Source organism: Martinezella sp. CNPSo 3957 (assembly GCF_057784395.1).
In genome coordinates this window covers 1-15616 of record NZ_JBXSOU010000008.1, presented here as the reverse complement: position 1 = coordinate 15616, position 15616 = coordinate 1, and the positions used below count along the sequence as shown (strand labels likewise).

Here is a 15616-nt window from a genome sequence, read left to right as displayed (position 1 = left end):
CCTAGTGGATCACTCAGTGAGGATCGAGGTCGCCGGAATAGAAGCTAGGCAAGAACATCAAACCGAGCGCCTCGTTCCGGCCAGGACGCAATCGAGCGCCAGCGCCAGGGCGATGCCGGCGGTATAGGCGGCGATATTCCACGGCGAGAATACCCTGCCCAGCAACAGGGCTCCGGCGGCAGTCAATCGAAAAGCATCGAGATCAGGCGTATGCCACAGTCTGAAAAGCTCGACGGCGACCGCGATGAGCAGCGCCGCCACGGCAATCCTGAAACGCCCCTGTGACACGAAGATTGCCGCCAGGAGCCAATAGACCATAGCTCCCCACAGTAATGAGCCGCCATATTTGACGACCGCGAAGGGCAGATTGATCGCATAGCCATAATGCCGCAACGCAAGACCGCTGGCGATGGTCACCAGCAGCGCCACGACCAGAAGCAGCCTCCCGCGCATCAATTTTCGCTGCATGTCCCACGACGCTCCCTGCCCCTGATGAGCCCGAGCCGACTGCGACTCAGCAAGGCTGCTTACGATATTCCAAAGCATTCAGGGGGATTGAAAGGCCCCTCCCGCAGCACAAACGACAAAAGGCCGGATGATCGCTCATCCGGCCTTTTATATTTAATCCAAAGCTTAGCCTTAAGCGGCTGCGGCTTCTTCTTCAGCGGCAACGCGAGCCTTGTCGGCTGCGCCCTTGGCATTGACGTCGCGATCAACGAATTCGACGACTGCGAGAGCGGCATTGTCGCCCTGGCGGAAGCCGGCCTTCATGATACGCAGGTAGCCGCCGTTGCGGGTGGCGTAGCGGGTTGCGATCGCATCGAACAGCTTCGAAACGACAGCAGCGTCGCGGATCTGCGAGATGGCCTGACGACGAGCGTGCAGGTCGCCACGCTTGCCAAGGGTTACCAGCTTCTCGACGATCGGACGAATTTCCTTCGCCTTCGGGAGCGTGGTGACGATCTGCTCATGGGTGATGAGCGAAGCCGCCATGTTGGCGAACATCGCCTTACGGTGGCTAGCGGTTCTGTTCAGCTTGCGGCCGGCTTTACCGTGGCGCATGGCTATTCTCCTTCACTTGCAGGCATCGCTCGCCTGCAGTTTGTTGGGCGCATGCCCCGCTCCGATTCCCGGCGGAGCGAAAGGTGCATGCGCAGTTTAAGATGCTAAGGCCAGCTTTAAGCGCTCCGCCGGAGCGCTTGCGGCCTTAGTATTGGTCTTCGTAACGCTTGGCGAGATCTTCGATGTTCTCGGGCGGCCATGCCGGCACTTCCATGCCGAGGTGCAGGCCCATGGAAGCGAGAACTTCCTTGATTTCGTTCAGCGACTTGCGACCAAAATTCGGCGTGCGGAGCATTTCTGCTTCGGTCTTCTGAATGAGGTCGCCGATGTAGACGATGTTGTCGTTCTTCAGGCAGTTTGCCGAACGAACGGACAGTTCGAGTTCGTCCACCTTCTTGAGGAGCGCCGGGTTGAAAGCGAGTTCGGTAACTGCTTCCTCTTCGGTTTCCTTCTGCGGCTCGTCGAAGTTGACGAACACGCCAAGCTGATCCTGAAGGATGCGGGCCGCGAAAGCGACTGCATCTTCACCGCTGATCGAACCATCGGTTTCGATCGACATGCTCAGCTTGTCGTAGTCGAGAACCTGTCCTTCGCGGGTATTTTCAACCTTGTAGGACACCTTCTTGACCGGCGAATAGAGGCTGTCGACCGGGATGAGGCCGATCGGAGCATCTTCCGCACGATTGCGCTCGGCGGGCACATAGCCCTTGCCGTTATTGACGGTGAACTCCATGCGGATTTCGGCACCCTCGTCGAGCGTGCAGATGACATGCTCGGGGTTGAGGATTTCGATATCGCCGACCGTCTGGATGTCGCCAGCCGTTACTACGCCTGGGCCCTGCTTGCGGACGACCATGCGCTTGGCATCATCGCCGTCCATCTTGATGGCGATTTCCTTGATGTTCAGCACGATGTCCGTCACGTCTTCCCGGACGCCCGGGATAGAGGAGAACTCATGCAGTACGCCGTCGATCTGCACGGCCGTTACAGCGGCGCCGCGCAGAGAGGACAGCAGAACGCGGCGCAGCGCGTTGCCGAGGGTAAGACCGAAGCCACGCTCCAGCGGTTCGGCCACGAGCGTTGCCTTGGTGCGGCCGCTCGAGGTGAACTCGACCTTGTTGGGCTTGATCAGTTCCTGCCAGTTTTTCTGAATCATGTTTTTGCCTTCCGTTCGTTGCCACCATCCAATCGTGGCAACCGAGCTTGAGTAACACCAAACCGGGCGCATCTACCCCGGCCGGTGTCGTGAGTGGCGATGATCAGACGCGACGCTTCTTGCGCGGGCGGCAACCATTGTGCGGGATCGGGGTGACGTCGCGGATCGACGTGATCATGAAACCAGCAGCCTGGAGGGCGCGCAGAGCGGATTCACGACCGGAGCCCGGACCGCAAACTTCAACTTCCAACGACTTCATGCCGTGTTCCTGAGCCTTCTTGGCGCAGTCTTCGGCAGCGATCTGGGCAGCGAACGGGGTCGACTTGCGCGAACCCTTGAAGCCCTTGGCACCAGCGGACGACCAGGCAATAGCGTTGCCCTGCGCGTCGGTGATGGTGATCATCGTGTTGTTGAAGGTCGAATTGACGTGTGCGACGCCCGACGTGATATTTTTACGCTCGCGACGACGAACGCGTACGGCTTCCTTGGCCATGTTAGTCCTTTCTTGGATCTCTGCACCGCCGTAATGCCAGCGGCTACACCGAAGCAGCACCCATGGAGCACCGCTTCAAACTCAAAAGAGGCCGGCGGACCGCCAGCCTCCCAAATCCGGTTGCCCGGAAATTACTTCTTCTTACCAGCGATCGCCTTTGCCGGACCCTTGCGGGTGCGGGCATTGGTGTGCGTGCGCTGGCCACGAACCGGCAGGCCGCGGCGATGACGCAGACCACGGTAGGAACCCAGGTCCATAAGACGCTTGATGTTCATCGCGGTTTCGCGACGCAGATCACCTTCGACCTGATAGTCACGGTCGATGGTTTCGCGGATCTGCAGAACTTCAGCATCCGTCAACTGGTTGACGCGACGCTCGGCCGGAATACCAACCTTCTCGCAGATTTCCTGTGCAAACTTCGGTCCGATCCCGTGAATGTAACGAAGCGCAATAACTACGCGCTTTGCAGTCGGGATGTTGACGCCAGCGATACGAGCCACGCCTGTTCTCCTTGCATTCCTTTTGCCTTGGCAAAGGGTCTTGTTATGCAGCCCGGGAGCTGCTTGTTCGATGTGTGTCCGCCACATGTCAAAACGACCGTGCTCGGACTTCCCGTTGGAAATCCGCGCCGATCGCATAGCATGTCGCGAGTTGGCGCGGTGTTTAGCGGAATCAGCGCAAAAAAGCAACCGCTCCGGCAAGTTTATTTTAGGCTATCTAGAGCTTAGCCAGGATAGCCTCTATGCTTTCGGTCACATGCTCGATATCGGCCATGCCGTCGATGCTCTGCAACTTGCCCTTAGCATAGTAGTAACCGATCAGCGGCGACGTCTCCTTGTAGTAGACTTGGAGGCGAGTCGCCATGGTTTCAGCATTATCGTCAGGGCGGCGCTTGAAATGGGTCGAGCCGCATTTATCGCAGACACCGGCATTTGCAGGAACCTTGTCAGTGTCGTGATAGACGCTGCCGCAGTTCGAGCAGGAATAGCGGCCGGAGACGCGGCGAATCAGTTCGGCATCATCGACCTTCAACTCGATCACAACGGAGAGTTCGAGGCCCTTCGCATTGAGCATTTTTTCGGTGGCATCGGCCTGCACCAAGGTGCGCGGAAAGCCGTCGAGGATGAAACCCCTGACGCAATCCGGTTGATCGATGCGCTCGGAAACGATCGCATTCACGATCTCATCCGAAACAAGCTTGCCGGCGTCCATGACAGCCTTGGCGCGCTTGCCGACTTCCGTGCCGGCCTGAACGGCCGCGCGCAGCATATCGCCTGTGGAAAGCTGCGGAATGCCGTGCTTTTCCACGATGCGCTGGGCCTGGGTCCCCTTACCTGCTCCCGGCGGCCCTAAAAGTATGAGTCTCATCGCCCCCTCTTTCCTCCACGCAACTTCGATTTCTTGATCAGGCCTTCATATTGCTGTGCGATCAGGTGACCCTGAATCTGCGCCACCGTATCCAGCGTTACGCTAACCACGATCAGAAGCGAAGTGCCACCCAGAGACAAGGGAATACCGGTCTGGGATACGAGAATTTCGGGCAGGATGCAGACGAAGACAAGATAGATCGCGCCGATGACCGTGATGCGGGTCAGCACGTAATCGATATATTCGGCGGTGCGCTCACCCGGACGGATACCCGGAATGAAGCCGCCGTGCTTCTTCAGATTGTCGGCCGTGTCCTTCGGATTGAAGACGAGAGCCGTGTAGAAGAAGGCAAAGAAGGCAATCAGAGCGCCGTAAAGCACCATGTAGACCGGCTGGCCGTGGCCAAGTGCCGCAACGATCGAGGTCACCCAGGTCGGGAGCGCGGTGTTGTTGCCGAGGCCTGCGACGGTTGCCGGCAGCAGCAGCAGCGACGACGCGAAGATCGCCGGGATGACGCCCGAAGTGTTGAGCTTCAGCGGCAGGTGCGACGTATCGCCCTGGAACATGCGTGTGCCAACCTGGCGCTTCGGATACTGGATCAGAAGGCGACGCTGCGCGCGCTCGACGAAGACGATGAGCGCGATGACCAGAATGGCGACGATCAGCACGGCGAGAATGAGCGGCGTAGAAAGCGCGCCGGTGCGGCCGAGCTCGAGCGTACCGGCAAGCGCAGTCGGAAGACCTGCAGCGATGCCCGCGAAAATGATCAGCGAGATGCCGTTGCCGATACCGCGCGACGTCACCTGCTCACCAAGCCACATCAGGAACATTGTGCCGCCGAGTAGCGTGATGACGGTGGAAATGCGGAAGAACCAGCCGGGATCAACGACGACGCCGTTGCCATGCTCCAGACCGATCGCAATACCATAGGCCTGCAATGCGCCGAGCAGCACTGTGCCGTAGCGGGTGTACTGGTTGATGATCTTACGGCCCTGCTCGCCTTCCTTCTTCAGGTTTTCGAGCGACGGGACGACCGAGGTCATCAGCTGAACGATGATCGAGGCGGAAATATAAGGCATGATGCCGAGCGCGAAGATCGCCATGCGCTGCACAGCGCCGCCCGAGAACATGTTGAAGAGGCCGAGAATGCCGCCCGACTGATTCTGGAAAGCCTGGGCATAAGCGGCAGGATTGAGGCCAGGAAGCGGAATGTGGGTGCCGAGCCGGTAGACGAGGAGAGCACCGAGCGTAAACCACAGGCGCTTCTTGAGATCCTCGGCTTTGGCAAAGGTCGAAAAATTGAGGTTGGACGCCAATTGTTCCGCTGCAGAAGCCATGCAAATCTCCGCATCACCAATTCCGGCATAGTCGGCCGAGTCCGGAATCGGTCTGTAAATTGTTCAAAAGCCGGGCTTCGGACGGATTGCGCAGCAATCGGGCGCCTCACCCTTGGTTCCCGTTATCGATCGGAAAGACACTTGCCGCATCGATCAGATTCGTGAGGCTCACATATGGGAGCAAAATCGCCCGAAGTGAAGTCACTTCGGGCGATTATTGATAATATTATTCTGCGGCAGCAGCGAGCAGCTTAACGGAGCCGCCAGCCTTTTCGATCTTCTCGACTGCAGACTTGGAAGCGCCTGCAACTTCGAGAACAAGCTTCGCCTTCAGTTCGCCGTCCGAGAGAACACGAACGCCGTCCTTGACGCGGCGAATAACGCCGGCGGCCTTGAGAGCCGCTGCATCAACGGTGTTCTTGGCATCGAGCTTGCCGGCATCGACGGCAGCCTGGATGCGTGCCAGCGATACGACAACGTAGTCGGATGCGAAGATGTTGTTGAAGCCGCGCTTCGGCAGACGACGGTAGATGGGCATCTGACCGCCTTCGAAGCCGTTGATCGCAACGCCCGAACGGGACTTCTGACCCTTCACACCACGGCCACCGGTCTTACCGGAGCCGGAGCCGATGCCGCGGCCGAGGCGCTTGCGGCTGTGGGTCGAGCCTTCGTTATCCTTGATTTCATTCAGTTTCATAGCGAATTACCTCCGGCTCACTTCTCGTCGACAACGCGAACGAGATGCTGGACAGCACGGATCATGCCACGAACAGCCGGAGTATCTTCCAGCGTGCGGCGACGGTGCATCTTGTTCAGTCCGAGACCGATCAGCGTCTTCTGCTGAACATCCGGACGGCGGATCGGGCTGCCAATCTGCTCGACCGTAACGGTCGCCTTAGCTTCAGCCTTCTTGGTCGTCTTGGCCATAGGTCAAACTCCCTTATTCTTCGGAGGCGTTGCCCGAAGCGGCGCGGCGAGCCTGCAGGGTGGCATACTTGATGCCGCGCTGAGCTGCGATGTCCTTCGGGTGAACCTGGTGCTTCAGGGCGTCGAACGTGGCGCGAACCATGTTGTACGGGTTCGACGAACCGGTCGACTTGGCAACGACGTCATGAACGCCGAGCGTTTCGAAAACGGCGCGCATCGGGCCGCCGGCGATGATACCGGTACCGACCTTGGCCGAGCGCAGCAGAACCTTGCCGGCGCCATGACGGCCATGAACGTCGTGATGCAGCGTACGGCCGTCGCGCAGCGGTACGAAGATCATGTCGCGCTTGGCGCTTTCGGTTGCCTTGCGGATAGCTTCCGGCACTTCACGTGCCTTGCCATGGCCGAAGCCTACGCGGCCCTTCTGGTCGCCGACGACGACGAGAGCGGCGAAGCCGAAGCGACGGCCACCCTTAACAACTTTGGCGACGCGGTTAATCGCGACCAGCTTGTCGACGAATTCGCTATCGCGCTCTTCACGGCTCTGACGGTCTTCCCGCGGAGCCCTCTTTTCCTGTGCCATTGTCCTCTTCCTTTTTCTTTTCCGGGTGCAATCGGCAAACAAAACGAAGACCGCATGCCTTCCCTTGCGGGAAACCTGCGGTCCGGTGAATATCCGGCCGGCATCCTTGGGATCGCCGGCCGGAAATCTGATTAGAAGGTCAGGCCGCCTTCGCGGGCTGCTTCAGCCAAAGCCTTGATACGGCCGTGGTAGATGAAAGCGCCGCGATCGAACACGACTTCCTTCACGCCGGCCTTGGAGGCGCGCTCTGCAACGAGCTTGCCAACGAGGGCTGCGGCTGCGGTATCGGCACCGGTCTTCAGAGAACCGCGCAGATCCTTGTCGAGGGTGGAGGCAGCCGCGAGGGTCTTGCCAGCCACGTCATCGATGACCTGGGCGTAGATGTTCTTCGACGAGCGATGAACCGACAGGCGCGGACGGCCATTGGCCACCGACTTGATTTGGCGGCGCACGCGGTTGGCGCGACGCGCAAGTGCTTCTTTCCTGCTAGCCATTTCGCGTGATCCTTACTTCTTCTTGCCTTCTTTGCGGATGATCCGCTCTTCGGCATACTTAACGCCCTTGCCCTTGTAGGGCTCGGGGCCGCGGTATTCGCGGATTTCAGCGGCAACCTGGCCGACCTGCTGCTTGTTGATGCCGGTGACGACGATTTCCGTCGGCTTCGGCACAGCGATCGAGATGCCCTGCGGCGGCTCATAAACCACGTCGTGGCTGAAGCCGAGCGCGAGCTGCAGGTTCTTGCCCTGCATGGAGGCACGGTAGCCGACGCCGTTGATTTCGAGCTTGCGCTCGTAGCCGTCCTTAACACCCTTGAGGATGTTCTCGATCATCGTGCGGGACATGCCCCACTTTGCGCGAGCATCCTTGGAGTCGTTGAGCGGCGTCACGACGATTGCATTGTTTTCCAGCTTGAGACCGATTTCGTCGTTAGCGACGAAAAACAGCTCGCCCTTGGGGCCCTTGGCGGTCACTTTTTGGCCATCAACCGTGGCCGTGATCCCTGCAGGTACCTGAACGGGCTTCTTACCGATACGAGACATTTTTCAAACCTGTCTGTTTCGAAGGAGATCTCTGTTCAATCTTAGAAGACCGAGCAGAGAACCTCGCCACCAACATTCTGTTCGCGAGCCTGGTGATCGGCCATCACACCCTTCGGAGTCGAAAGGATGGTGATGCCGAGGCCGTTCGCGACCTGCGGAATGGACTTGACCGAGACATAAACCCGGCGGCCCGGCTTAGACACACGGCCGATCTCACGGATCACCGATGCGCCTTCGTAGTACTTGAGTTCGATGTTGAGCTCAGACTTGCCGTTGCCGAAATCGACGACGGAGTAGCCACGGATGTAGCCTTCAGCCTGGAGTACATCGAGAACGCGCGCACGGAGCTTGGACGCAGGCGTCGAAACCGACGACTTGCGGCGCGAAGCGCCATTGCGGATGCGGGTGAGCATATCGCCCAAAGGATCAGTCATAGACATCTAATCTGCTCCTTACCAGCTGGACTTGACGATGCCCGGCACCTTGCCGAGATTGCCGAGTTCACGCAGCGCGATACGCGACATGCGCAGTTTGCGGTAGTAGGCGCGCGGACGGCCAGACACTTCGCAACGGTTGCGAATACGGGTCTTCGATCCATCGCGCGGCAGCGATGCCAGCTTCAGAGTGGCCTTGAACCGGTCTTCGATCGAGAGAGACTGGTTCATGATGATTGCCTTGAGAGCAGCCCGCTTCGCGGCCTGGTTGGCAACCGTATTGCGGCGGCGCTTGTTCTTTTCAACTGCGCTTGTCTTCGCCATATCAGGGTTCCTTTTCTACGCTCGTCGTTACGGTTATTGACGGAACGGGAAGTTGAACTCTGTCAGAAGAGCCCGTGCTTCGTCGTCGGTCGTCGCCGTCGTGCAAACGATGATGTCCATGCCCCACATCTGATCAACCTTGTCGTAGTTGATCTCAGGGAACACAATGTGCTCCTTGATGCCCATGGCAAAATTGCCACGACCGTCAAAGCTCTTCGGGTTCAGGCCGCGGAAGTCGCGAACGCGCGGAAGCGCGATGTTGACCAGACGATCCAGGAACTCATACATGCGGGCGCCGCGCAGGGTAACCTTCGCGCCGATCGGCATATTTTCGCGGACCTTGAAGCCAGCGATGGAGTTGCGTGCACGGGTGATGACCGGCTTCTGGCCAGCGATGGCCGCCAGGTCGGCAGCAGCAACAGTCGGCTTCTTCGAATCAGCCGTCGCTTCGCCAACGCCCATGTTGATCACGATCTTGTCCAGCTTCGGGATCTGCATCTCGTTAGCGTAGGAGAACTTCTCCTGCATGGCTGCACGGATGCGAGCAACGTATTCTTTCTTGAGCCGCGGCTCGTACTTTACCTCAGCCATCGATCACTTCTCCCGAGGTCTTCGCCACGCGGACCTTCTTGCCATCTACAACCTTGAAACCGACGCGGGTCGGCTTGCCGTCCTTGTCGACGATTGCCAGGTTGGACAGGTGAAGCGAGGCTTCCTTGCTGATGATGCCGGCTTCCTGGTTCTGCGTCTGGCGCTGATGGCGCTTGATGACGTTGACGCCACGAACGACCGCACGGTCTTCCTTCGGCAGCACTTGAATGACTTCGCCGGTACGGCCCTTGTCCTTACCGGTCAATACGACAACCTTGTCGCCTTTACGGATCTTCTGCATCGCTCCGCTCCTTACAGTACTTCTGGAGCCAGCGAGATGATCTTCATGTGGTTCTTGGCGCGAAGTTCGCGCGGAACCGGTCCGAAGATGCGGGTGCCGATCGGCTCTTTCTTGTTGTCGATGAGGACTGCTGCGTTGGTATCGAAGCGGATGACGCTGCCATCCGGACGACGGATGTCCTTGGCGGTACGAACGACGACCGCCTTCATCACGTCACCCTTCTTCACACGGCCGCGCGGAATAGCTTCCTTGATCGAAACGACGATAACGTCGCCGATCGAGGCATACTTGCGCTTCGAGCCGCCCAGCACCTTGATGCACATGACACGACGTGCGCCGGAATTATCCGCCACGTCGAGGTTTGTTTGCATCTGAATCATGTCAGGTCGCCTTCTTGTTGTTACCGGAATGGTTGGGTCAGTCGACCCCCTACCCCGGCTTATGGACTAGTGTCTTGTCTGATTATGCCTGGCTTCGCGACCACAAGGATCGTCTCTGCCGGCCATCAATAAAGCAAAAGAACGCCCGTTCTCGAGCGTCCTGCTTCCAAGCTCGTGCTTCATACAGATATTTCGCCCAAGCGCAAGGGCCTGAGCGAAATTCTGTTACTTGGACTGGGCGGAAATGACCGTCCAGGTCTTGTCCTTGGAGATCGGCGCGCATTCCTCGATGGAAACGACGTCGCCGGTCTTGTACTGATTGTTTTCGTCGTGAGCCTTGTACTTCTTGGAACGACGAACGGTCTTCTGGAGCAGCGGGTGAGCGAAACGACGCTCAACGCGGACAACTACCGTCTTCTCGTTCTTGTCGCTGACCACGACGCCCTGCAGAATGCGCTTCGGCATGTTATTTTTCCTTTAGGCCTTTGCTTCTGCCGCCTTCTGGCGGGCAATGGTTTTTACGCGAGCGATGTCCTTACGGACTTCGTTGATGCGCGAGGACTTCTCGAGCTGGCCGGTCGCCTTCTGAAAGCGCAGGTTGAACTGCTCCTTCTTCAGCTTGGCAAGCTCGTCCTTGAGTTGGTCGGCGCTCAGGGCGCGAACATCTGCGGCTTTCATGAGCTTCTTCCTTACTCTGCAATGCGCTGAACGAAGCGCGTCTTGACCGAGAGCTTGGCAGCGCCGAGGCGCAGAGCCTCACGAGCGATTTCTTCGCTCACACCGTCGATCTCGAACATCATACGGCCGGGCTTGACCTTGCATGCCCAGTATTCGACAGAGCCCTTACCTTTACCCATACGGACTTCGGTCGGCTTTGCGGTTACCGGAACATCCGGGAACACGCGGATCCATACACGGCCGGCGCGCTTCATATAGCGCGTAATCGCGCGGCGAGCCGCTTCGATCTCGCGAGCATTGACGCGGTTGGGCTCCTGCGACTTCAGGCCGAATTCGCCGAACGCCAGATCAGAACCACCCTTGGCAACGCCCTTGATGCGGCCCTTGAATTGCTTGCGGTACTTCGTACGCTTTGGCTGCAACATTTTCTTATTCTCCGAACTTATCTGCCACGTACGCTATCAAGCGTTGTCGCGGCGACGGTCTCTATCGCGATCGCGGCTAGCCGGACCCTGGGCGTCGCCTTCGAGCGCGCGGCGTTCGGAGGCCATCGGATCGTGCTCAAGGATTTCGCCCTTGAAGATCCAGACCTTGATGCCGCAGATACCGAAAGCGGTTTCTGCTTCAGCCGTACCGTAGTCGATGTCGGCGCGCAGCGTATGCAGCGGCACGCGGCCTTCGCGGTACCATTCCGTACGAGCGATTTCTGCACCGCCGAGACGGCCGGCGCAGGTGATCTTGATGCCTTCGGCGCCAAGACGCATCGCGGACTGAACGGCGCGCTTCATGGCGCGACGGAAAGCAACACGGCGTTCCAGCTGCTGAGCGATCGACTGGGCAACCAGCGTCGCGTCGATTTCCGGCTTGCGAACTTCAACGATGTTGAGGTGCGTTTCGGAATTCGTCATGTCCGACAGCTTCTTACGGAGCTTGTCGATGTCAGCGCCCTTCTTGCCGATGATCAGGCCCGGACGAGCCGAGTGGATCGTGACGCGGCACTTCTTGTGCGGACGCTCAATGACCACCTTGGAGATACCAGCCTGCTTCAGTTCGTTCATAACGAACTTGCGCATCTTCAGGTCTTCGTGGAGGAGCTGGCCGTACTCGGCATTGTCCGCAAACCAGCGGCTATCCCAAGTGCGGTTGATGCCAAGACGAAAGCCGATTGGATTGATTTTCTGACCCATTATGCGGCCTCCTCTTGAGCTTCCACTTCACGAACGACGATCGTCAGGTGTGCGAACGGACGCTCGATGCGAGATGCGCGGCCGCGGCCACGAGCGTGAAAACGCTTCATGACGATCGACTTGCCGACGTAAGCTTCCGCTACGACCAGCGAGTCAACGTCGAGATCGTGGTTGTTCTCTGCATTGGCGATCGCAGATTCGAGCGTCTTCTTGACGGCTCCTGCGATGCGCTTGCGCGAGAATTCCAGCTCTGCGAGCGCGCGATCAACCTTCTTGCCGCGGATCGAAGCCGCGACCAGGTTGAGCTTCTGCGGGCTGACACGGAGCGTGCGCGCAACTGCCTGCGCTTCATTGTCCTTCAGCCGGCGTTCGGTTTTTGCCTTGCCCATTGTTACTTCCTCTTCGCCTTCTTGTCCGCACCGTGACCATAATAGGTACGGGTCGGGGCGAACTCGCCGAACTTGTGTCCGACCATGTCTTCATTGACGCTGACCGGAATGTGCTTGCTGCCGTTGTAGACACCGAAGGTGAGACCAACGAACTGCGGCATGATGGTGGAGCGACGGCTCCACATCTTGATTACTTCGTTACGTCCGCCTTCACGCACCTTCTCAGCCTTCTTGAGAAGATAGCCGTCAACAAACGGACCTTTCCATACTGAACGAGCCACTTGAGACTTCCTCTCTTACTTCTTGCGCTGATGGCGCGAGCGCATAATCATCTTGTCGGTCGACTTGTTCGACCGCGTACGCTTGCCCTTTGTCGGCTTACCCCATGGGGTCACCGGATGGCGACCACCGGAGGTGCGGCCTTCACCACCGCCGTGCGGATGGTCGACCGGGTTCATGACAACGCCGCGGTTATGCGGCTTCTTGCCACGCCAACGCGAACGACCGGCCTTACCGTCGTTGATGTTGCCGTGATCCGGGTTCGAAACCGCACCGATCGTTGCGAGGCAGGTGCCGTGCACGAGGCGCTGTTCGCCCGAGTTCAGGCGAAGGATCGCCATGCCCTGGTCACGACCGACGAGCTGCGCGTAGGAACCGGCGGAGCGAGCGATCTGGCCACCCTTGCCCGGCTTCATTTCCACGTTGTGGATGATGGAGCCGACCGGGATGAACTGAAGCGGCATGGTGTTGCCCGGCTTCACGTCCACTGCCTTTTCCGAAGCGATGACCTTGTCGCCCGAAGCAAGACGCTGCGGAGCGATGATGTAGGCCAGTTCGCCGTCCGTGTACTTCACCAGAGCGATGTAAGCGGTACGGTTCGGATCGTATTCGATACGCTCGACGGTTGCTTCGACGTCGAACTTGCGACGCTTGAAGTCGACCAAACGATAGCTGCGCTTGTGACCACCGCCCTGGAAACGGACGGTGATGCGGCCAGTGTTGTTACGGCCACCCTTGGAAGTGAGGCCTTCGGTCAGCGACTTGACCGGCTTGCCCTTGTAGAGCGAGGAGCGATCGACAATGACCAGCTGACGCTGGCTCGGGGTCGTCGGATTGAATGTTTTCAATGCCATTTTCTTATTCCTCAGAGACCGGTGGAGACGTCGATCGACTGGCCTTCGGCGAGCGTCACAACAGCCTTCTTCACATCCTTCTGCTTGCCGACGAGACCCTTGAACCGCTTGGTCTTGCCGAGGCGCAGCAGAGTGTTAACGGCCGTAACCTTGACGCCGAAGAGCGCTTCGACGGCAGCCTTGATTTCCGGCTTCGTCGCGGTCTTCGCAACGTTGAAAACAACCTGGTTATTGTCCGAAAGCAGCGTGGACTTTTCGGTGATCGCAGGAGAAACGATCACATCATAATGGCGAAGATCCGTCACTTGAAACGCTCCTCTAGAGCTTCAACTGCGGCCTTGGACAGCACGAGCTTGCCGCGGCGCAGGATGTCGTAAACGTTGATGCCCTGAACCGGCAGAACATCGATATTCGGGATGTTCTGGGCTGCGAGCTTGAAGTTGCTGTCGAGTTCAGCACCGCCGATGAACAGAGCGTTCGTCAGGCCGAGCGTCTCGAAAGCGCCAGCGAGTGCCTTGGTCTTGGCTTCGGTAGCGACGAGATTGTCGATAACAATCACGTCTTCAGCCTTGAACTTGGCCGAGAGAGCGTGACGCAGGCCGAGGGCGCGAACCTTCTTCGGCAGATCATGCTCGTGGCTGCGGGCGACCGGGCCGTGAGCCTTACCACCGCCGCGGAACTGCGGAGCGCGAGCCGAATGGTGACGAGCGCGGCCCGTACCCTTCTGCTTGTACATCTTGGCGCCGGTGCGCGCTACGTCCGCGCGGCCCTTTGCCTGATGCGTGCCCTGCTGCTTCTTGGCAAGCTGCCAGCGAACGACGCGAGCGAGAATGTCTTCACGCGGCTCGAGGCCGAAAATCGCATCAGAAAGGGAAACCTTCCCGGCGTCTTTGCCCTCAAGGGTCTTGACGTTGAATTCCATTGGTTTGGCTCCCTTACTTCGCTGCCGACTTGACGGCGTCGCGCACGATGATCCAGGCACCCTTGGAGCCGGGAACCGCACCCTTGACCAGGATCAGACCACGATCTTCGTCGGTCGATACCACTTCAAGGTTCTGCGTCGTAACGCGGGTCTGGCCCATGTGACCAGCCATCTTCTTGTTCTTGAACACCTTGCCCGGGTCCTGACGCGAACCGGTCGAACCATGCGAGCGGTGCGAAACCGACACACCGTGCGTGGCGCGCAGACCGCCGAAGCCGTGGCGCTTGATGGCGCCGGCAAAGCCCTTACCGATCGTCGTGCCGGTCACGTCGACGAGCTGACCCGCCGTGAAGTGACCTGCGTTGAGCTCGGTGCCGACTTCAAGCAGATTGTCTTCCGTGACACGGAATTCTGCGAGCTTGGCCTTCGGCTCTACGCTTGCAACGGCGAAATGGCCGCGAAGAGCCTTCGTCGTGTTCTTAACCTTAGCCTGGCCGGCACCGAGCTGAACTGCGGTGTAGCCATTCTTTTCAACTGTGCGCTGGGCTACGACCTGGCAGCCATCCAAACGCAATACGGTAACCGGGACATGCTCGCCGGCGTCGTTATAGACGCGGGTCATTCCCACCTTCTGTGCAATCACACCTGAACGCATCGGTTCAATCCTTCTCACTCAGCTCGAGGACCGGAGGTCTCAGAGCTTGATCTCAACATCGACACCGGCGGCGAGATCGAGCTTCATCAGCGCGTCTACCGTCTGCGGGGTCGGGTCAACGATGTCGAGGAGGCGCTTATGCGTGCGCATCTCGAACTGCTCGCGGCTCTTCTTGTCGATGTGCGGGGACCGGTTTACCGTAAACTTCTCGATACGAGTCGGAAGCGGAACGGGGCCCCGGACGCTTGCACCGGTGCGCTTCGCCGTCGACACGATCTCGCGCGTGGAAGCATCGAGAATCCGGTGATCGAACGCCTTCAGGCGAATGCGGATATTTTGGCCGTTCATTCGACGTTATCCTTGTGTTTGTTATCTCGCGCGCCTTTCGAAAAGGCACGGATTGTTCTGTTTCCTAAGGCGGACCACCGGTTTCAAAGATCGAGAGGGACGCCGGCTACGGGCATCCCTATCCACTCTTTAGGCCTTCCGGCCCACCTTATTGTTAATTTCATTCGCCACTTCGTCATCCGAAGCAGCGCGCAAATCGCGCTCGCGCGCCATTTGCAACATTTCCATGTCATAAGCAAGCGGCTAGTGCCGCTTGCATCATAATATTGTCATCGAATCGGCCACTCGGATGGAGTGGCCGTCTTCGA

Annotated in this window: 28 protein-coding genes; all 28 read right to left on the bottom strand. The window is 58.8% G+C overall.

What is annotated here, in order from left to right; all coding sequences use genetic code 11:
* Positions 1-57 precede the first annotated feature (57 nt).
* Positions 58-468, bottom strand: a complete 411-nt coding sequence (locus AC13QE_RS18905) for a ribosomal maturation YjgA family protein (RefSeq protein WP_488484833.1) — start codon at positions 466-468, stop codon at positions 58-60.
* Positions 469-639: 171 nt separating this feature from the next.
* Entirely contained in the window at positions 640-1062 is a 423-nt protein-coding gene (gene rplQ, locus AC13QE_RS18900; protein WP_015339614.1) for a 50S ribosomal protein L17, read from the bottom strand.
* Positions 1063-1207: 145 nt separating this feature from the next.
* Positions 1208-2218 carry a DNA-directed RNA polymerase subunit alpha gene (locus AC13QE_RS18895; RefSeq protein ID WP_112337464.1) on the bottom strand — a complete coding sequence of 337 codons (1011 nt, stop codon included), beginning with the start codon at positions 2216-2218 and terminating at the stop codon, positions 1208-1210.
* 103 nt (positions 2219-2321) lie between these two features.
* The gene (rpsK, locus tag AC13QE_RS18890) at positions 2322-2711 is read right to left on the bottom strand and encodes a 30S ribosomal protein S11 (RefSeq protein ID WP_004118426.1); all 390 of its coding nucleotides are present in this window, start codon (positions 2709-2711) and stop codon (positions 2322-2324) included.
* Positions 2712-2842: 131 nt separating this feature from the next.
* Positions 2843-3211, bottom strand: a complete 369-nt coding sequence (rpsM, locus tag AC13QE_RS18885; protein ID WP_004118424.1) for a 30S ribosomal protein S13 — start codon at positions 3209-3211, stop codon at positions 2843-2845.
* A gap of 217 nt (positions 3212-3428) precedes the next feature.
* A complete protein-coding gene (locus AC13QE_RS18880; protein ID WP_112337465.1) occupies positions 3429-4079 on the bottom strand; it encodes an adenylate kinase in 651 nt (216 codons plus the stop codon).
* On the bottom strand, positions 4076-5416 hold the full coding sequence (secY, locus tag AC13QE_RS18875) for a preprotein translocase subunit SecY (protein WP_015339610.1): 1341 nt from the start codon (positions 5414-5416) through the stop codon (positions 4076-4078). The genes AC13QE_RS18880 and secY overlap by 4 nt, the downstream gene beginning before the upstream one ends.
* A gap of 226 nt (positions 5417-5642) precedes the next feature.
* A complete protein-coding gene (rplO, locus tag AC13QE_RS18870) occupies positions 5643-6113 on the bottom strand; it encodes a 50S ribosomal protein L15 (protein WP_488484832.1) in 471 nt (156 codons plus the stop codon).
* 17 nt (positions 6114-6130) lie between these two features.
* The gene (gene rpmD / locus AC13QE_RS18865) at positions 6131-6343 is read right to left on the bottom strand and encodes a 50S ribosomal protein L30 (protein ID WP_007690786.1); all 213 of its coding nucleotides are present in this window, start codon (positions 6341-6343) and stop codon (positions 6131-6133) included.
* 13 nt (positions 6344-6356) lie between these two features.
* Positions 6357-6926 (bottom strand): 30S ribosomal protein S5, encoded by a 570-nt coding sequence (gene rpsE / locus AC13QE_RS18860; RefSeq protein ID WP_004118414.1) that lies wholly within the window; start codon positions 6924-6926, stop codon positions 6357-6359.
* A 131-nt stretch (positions 6927-7057) separates the two neighbouring features.
* The gene (gene rplR / locus AC13QE_RS18855; protein ID WP_004118412.1) at positions 7058-7420 is read right to left on the bottom strand and encodes a 50S ribosomal protein L18; all 363 of its coding nucleotides are present in this window, start codon (positions 7418-7420) and stop codon (positions 7058-7060) included.
* Positions 7421-7432: 12 nt separating this feature from the next.
* Positions 7433-7966: a 50S ribosomal protein L6 gene (gene rplF / locus AC13QE_RS18850; RefSeq protein ID WP_015339608.1), complete on the bottom strand. Its 534-nt coding sequence runs from the start codon at positions 7964-7966 to the stop codon at positions 7433-7435.
* Between the two features lie 41 nt (positions 7967-8007).
* On the bottom strand, positions 8008-8406 hold the full coding sequence (rpsH, locus tag AC13QE_RS18845) for a 30S ribosomal protein S8 (protein ID WP_015339607.1): 399 nt from the start codon (positions 8404-8406) through the stop codon (positions 8008-8010).
* Positions 8407-8418: 12 nt separating this feature from the next.
* The gene (rpsN, locus tag AC13QE_RS18840; protein ID WP_004118406.1) at positions 8419-8724 is read right to left on the bottom strand and encodes a 30S ribosomal protein S14; all 306 of its coding nucleotides are present in this window, start codon (positions 8722-8724) and stop codon (positions 8419-8421) included.
* 33 nt (positions 8725-8757) lie between these two features.
* Complete coding sequence (gene rplE / locus AC13QE_RS18835) at positions 8758-9315, bottom strand: 50S ribosomal protein L5 (protein ID WP_015339606.1); 558 nt, start codon at positions 9313-9315, stop codon at positions 8758-8760.
* Positions 9308-9616 carry a 50S ribosomal protein L24 gene (gene rplX / locus AC13QE_RS18830; protein WP_015339605.1) on the bottom strand — a complete coding sequence of 103 codons (309 nt, stop codon included), beginning with the start codon at positions 9614-9616 and terminating at the stop codon, positions 9308-9310. The genes rplE and rplX overlap by 8 nt, the downstream gene beginning before the upstream one ends.
* 11 nt (positions 9617-9627) lie before the next feature.
* Entirely contained in the window at positions 9628-9996 is a 369-nt protein-coding gene (gene rplN / locus AC13QE_RS18825) for a 50S ribosomal protein L14 (RefSeq protein ID WP_003573790.1), read from the bottom strand.
* Positions 9997-10221: 225 nt separating this feature from the next.
* Positions 10222-10461, bottom strand: a complete 240-nt coding sequence (gene rpsQ, locus AC13QE_RS18820; RefSeq protein WP_015339604.1) for a 30S ribosomal protein S17 — start codon at positions 10459-10461, stop codon at positions 10222-10224.
* A gap of 12 nt (positions 10462-10473) precedes the next feature.
* A complete protein-coding gene (rpmC, locus tag AC13QE_RS18815; RefSeq protein ID WP_007690763.1) occupies positions 10474-10674 on the bottom strand; it encodes a 50S ribosomal protein L29 in 201 nt (66 codons plus the stop codon).
* A gap of 11 nt (positions 10675-10685) precedes the next feature.
* Positions 10686-11099 carry a 50S ribosomal protein L16 gene (gene rplP, locus AC13QE_RS18810; RefSeq protein WP_004118395.1) on the bottom strand — a complete coding sequence of 138 codons (414 nt, stop codon included), beginning with the start codon at positions 11097-11099 and terminating at the stop codon, positions 10686-10688.
* A 36-nt stretch (positions 11100-11135) separates the two neighbouring features.
* A complete protein-coding gene (gene rpsC, locus AC13QE_RS18805) occupies positions 11136-11861 on the bottom strand; it encodes a 30S ribosomal protein S3 (RefSeq protein WP_004118393.1) in 726 nt (241 codons plus the stop codon).
* A complete protein-coding gene (rplV, locus tag AC13QE_RS18800; protein WP_015339603.1) occupies positions 11861-12250 on the bottom strand; it encodes a 50S ribosomal protein L22 in 390 nt (129 codons plus the stop codon). Before rplV ends, rpsC begins: the two co-directional genes overlap by 1 nt.
* A 2-nt stretch (positions 12251-12252) precedes the next feature.
* Positions 12253-12531, bottom strand: coding sequence for a 30S ribosomal protein S19 (rpsS, locus tag AC13QE_RS18795; protein WP_037199970.1), 279 nt, complete (start codon positions 12529-12531; stop codon positions 12253-12255).
* 15 nt (positions 12532-12546) lie between these two features.
* Positions 12547-13383, bottom strand: coding sequence for a 50S ribosomal protein L2 (gene rplB, locus AC13QE_RS18790; protein ID WP_015339601.1), 837 nt, complete (start codon positions 13381-13383; stop codon positions 12547-12549).
* Positions 13384-13394: 11 nt separating this feature from the next.
* The gene (locus AC13QE_RS18785; protein ID WP_015339600.1) at positions 13395-13688 is read right to left on the bottom strand and encodes a 50S ribosomal protein L23; all 294 of its coding nucleotides are present in this window, start codon (positions 13686-13688) and stop codon (positions 13395-13397) included.
* Complete coding sequence (gene rplD, locus AC13QE_RS18780) at positions 13685-14305, bottom strand: 50S ribosomal protein L4 (RefSeq protein WP_015339599.1); 621 nt, start codon at positions 14303-14305, stop codon at positions 13685-13687. The genes AC13QE_RS18785 and rplD overlap by 4 nt, the downstream gene beginning before the upstream one ends.
* A gap of 13 nt (positions 14306-14318) precedes the next feature.
* Positions 14319-14960, bottom strand: coding sequence for a 50S ribosomal protein L3 (gene rplC / locus AC13QE_RS18775; protein ID WP_015339598.1), 642 nt, complete (start codon positions 14958-14960; stop codon positions 14319-14321).
* A 39-nt stretch (positions 14961-14999) separates the two neighbouring features.
* Complete coding sequence (gene rpsJ, locus AC13QE_RS18770; RefSeq protein WP_003547547.1) at positions 15000-15308, bottom strand: 30S ribosomal protein S10; 309 nt, start codon at positions 15306-15308, stop codon at positions 15000-15002.
* Between the last annotated feature and the right edge of the window lie 308 nt (positions 15309-15616).

What these genes read in the sequence shown, in the direction of transcription:
- AC13QE_RS18905 (WP_488484833.1), bottom strand. Translation starts at nt 468, where the DNA reads ATGCAGCGAAAATTGATGCGCGGGAGGCTGCTTCTGGTCGTGGCGCTG.
- rplQ (WP_015339614.1), bottom strand. Translation starts at nt 1,062, where the DNA reads ATGCGCCACGGTAAAGCCGGCCGCAAGCTGAACAGAACCGCTAGCCAC.
- AC13QE_RS18895 (WP_112337464.1), bottom strand. Translation starts at nt 2,218, where the DNA reads ATGATTCAGAAAAACTGGCAGGAACTGATCAAGCCCAACAAGGTCGAG.
- rpsK (WP_004118426.1), bottom strand. Translation starts at nt 2,711, where the DNA reads ATGGCCAAGGAAGCCGTACGCGTTCGTCGTCGCGAGCGTAAAAATATC.
- AC13QE_RS18880 (WP_112337465.1), bottom strand. Translation starts at nt 4,079, where the DNA reads ATGAGACTCATACTTTTAGGGCCGCCGGGAGCAGGTAAGGGGACCCAG.
- secY (WP_015339610.1), bottom strand. Translation starts at nt 5,416, where the DNA reads ATGGCTTCTGCAGCGGAACAATTGGCGTCCAACCTCAATTTTTCGACC.
- rplO (WP_488484832.1), bottom strand. Translation starts at nt 6,113, where the DNA reads ATGAAACTGAATGAAATCAAGGATAACGAAGGCTCGACCCACAGCCGC.
- rpmD (WP_007690786.1), bottom strand. Translation starts at nt 6,343, where the DNA reads ATGGCCAAGACGACCAAGAAGGCTGAAGCTAAGGCGACCGTTACGGTC.
- rpsE (WP_004118414.1), bottom strand. Translation starts at nt 6,926, where the DNA reads ATGGCACAGGAAAAGAGGGCTCCGCGGGAAGACCGTCAGAGCCGTGAA.
- rplR (WP_004118412.1), bottom strand. Translation starts at nt 7,420, where the DNA reads ATGGCTAGCAGGAAAGAAGCACTTGCGCGTCGCGCCAACCGCGTGCGC.
- rplF (WP_015339608.1), bottom strand. Translation starts at nt 7,966, where the DNA reads ATGTCTCGTATCGGTAAGAAGCCCGTTCAGGTACCTGCAGGGATCACG.
- rpsH (WP_015339607.1), bottom strand. Translation starts at nt 8,406, where the DNA reads ATGTCTATGACTGATCCTTTGGGCGATATGCTCACCCGCATCCGCAAT.
- rpsN (WP_004118406.1), bottom strand. Translation starts at nt 8,724, where the DNA reads ATGGCGAAGACAAGCGCAGTTGAAAAGAACAAGCGCCGCCGCAATACG.
- rplE (WP_015339606.1), bottom strand. Translation starts at nt 9,315, where the DNA reads ATGGCTGAGGTAAAGTACGAGCCGCGGCTCAAGAAAGAATACGTTGCT.
- rplX (WP_015339605.1), bottom strand. Translation starts at nt 9,616, where the DNA reads ATGCAGAAGATCCGTAAAGGCGACAAGGTTGTCGTATTGACCGGTAAG.
- rplN (WP_003573790.1), bottom strand. Translation starts at nt 9,996, where the DNA reads ATGATTCAGATGCAAACAAACCTCGACGTGGCGGATAATTCCGGCGCA.
- rpsQ (WP_015339604.1), bottom strand. Translation starts at nt 10,461, where the DNA reads ATGCCGAAGCGCATTCTGCAGGGCGTCGTGGTCAGCGACAAGAACGAG.
- rpmC (WP_007690763.1), bottom strand. Translation starts at nt 10,674, where the DNA reads ATGAAAGCCGCAGATGTTCGCGCCCTGAGCGCCGACCAACTCAAGGAC.
- rplP (WP_004118395.1), bottom strand. Translation starts at nt 11,099, where the DNA reads ATGTTGCAGCCAAAGCGTACGAAGTACCGCAAGCAATTCAAGGGCCGC.
- rpsC (WP_004118393.1), bottom strand. Translation starts at nt 11,861, where the DNA reads ATGGGTCAGAAAATCAATCCAATCGGCTTTCGTCTTGGCATCAACCGC.
- rplV (WP_015339603.1), bottom strand. Translation starts at nt 12,250, where the DNA reads ATGGGCAAGGCAAAAACCGAACGCCGGCTGAAGGACAATGAAGCGCAG.
- rplB (WP_015339601.1), bottom strand. Translation starts at nt 13,383, where the DNA reads ATGGCATTGAAAACATTCAATCCGACGACCCCGAGCCAGCGTCAGCTG.
- rplD (WP_015339599.1), bottom strand. Translation starts at nt 14,305, where the DNA reads ATGGAATTCAACGTCAAGACCCTTGAGGGCAAAGACGCCGGGAAGGTT.
- rplC (WP_015339598.1), bottom strand. Translation starts at nt 14,960, where the DNA reads ATGCGTTCAGGTGTGATTGCACAGAAGGTGGGAATGACCCGCGTCTAT.
- rpsJ (WP_003547547.1), bottom strand. Translation starts at nt 15,308, where the DNA reads ATGAACGGCCAAAATATCCGCATTCGCCTGAAGGCGTTCGATCACCGG.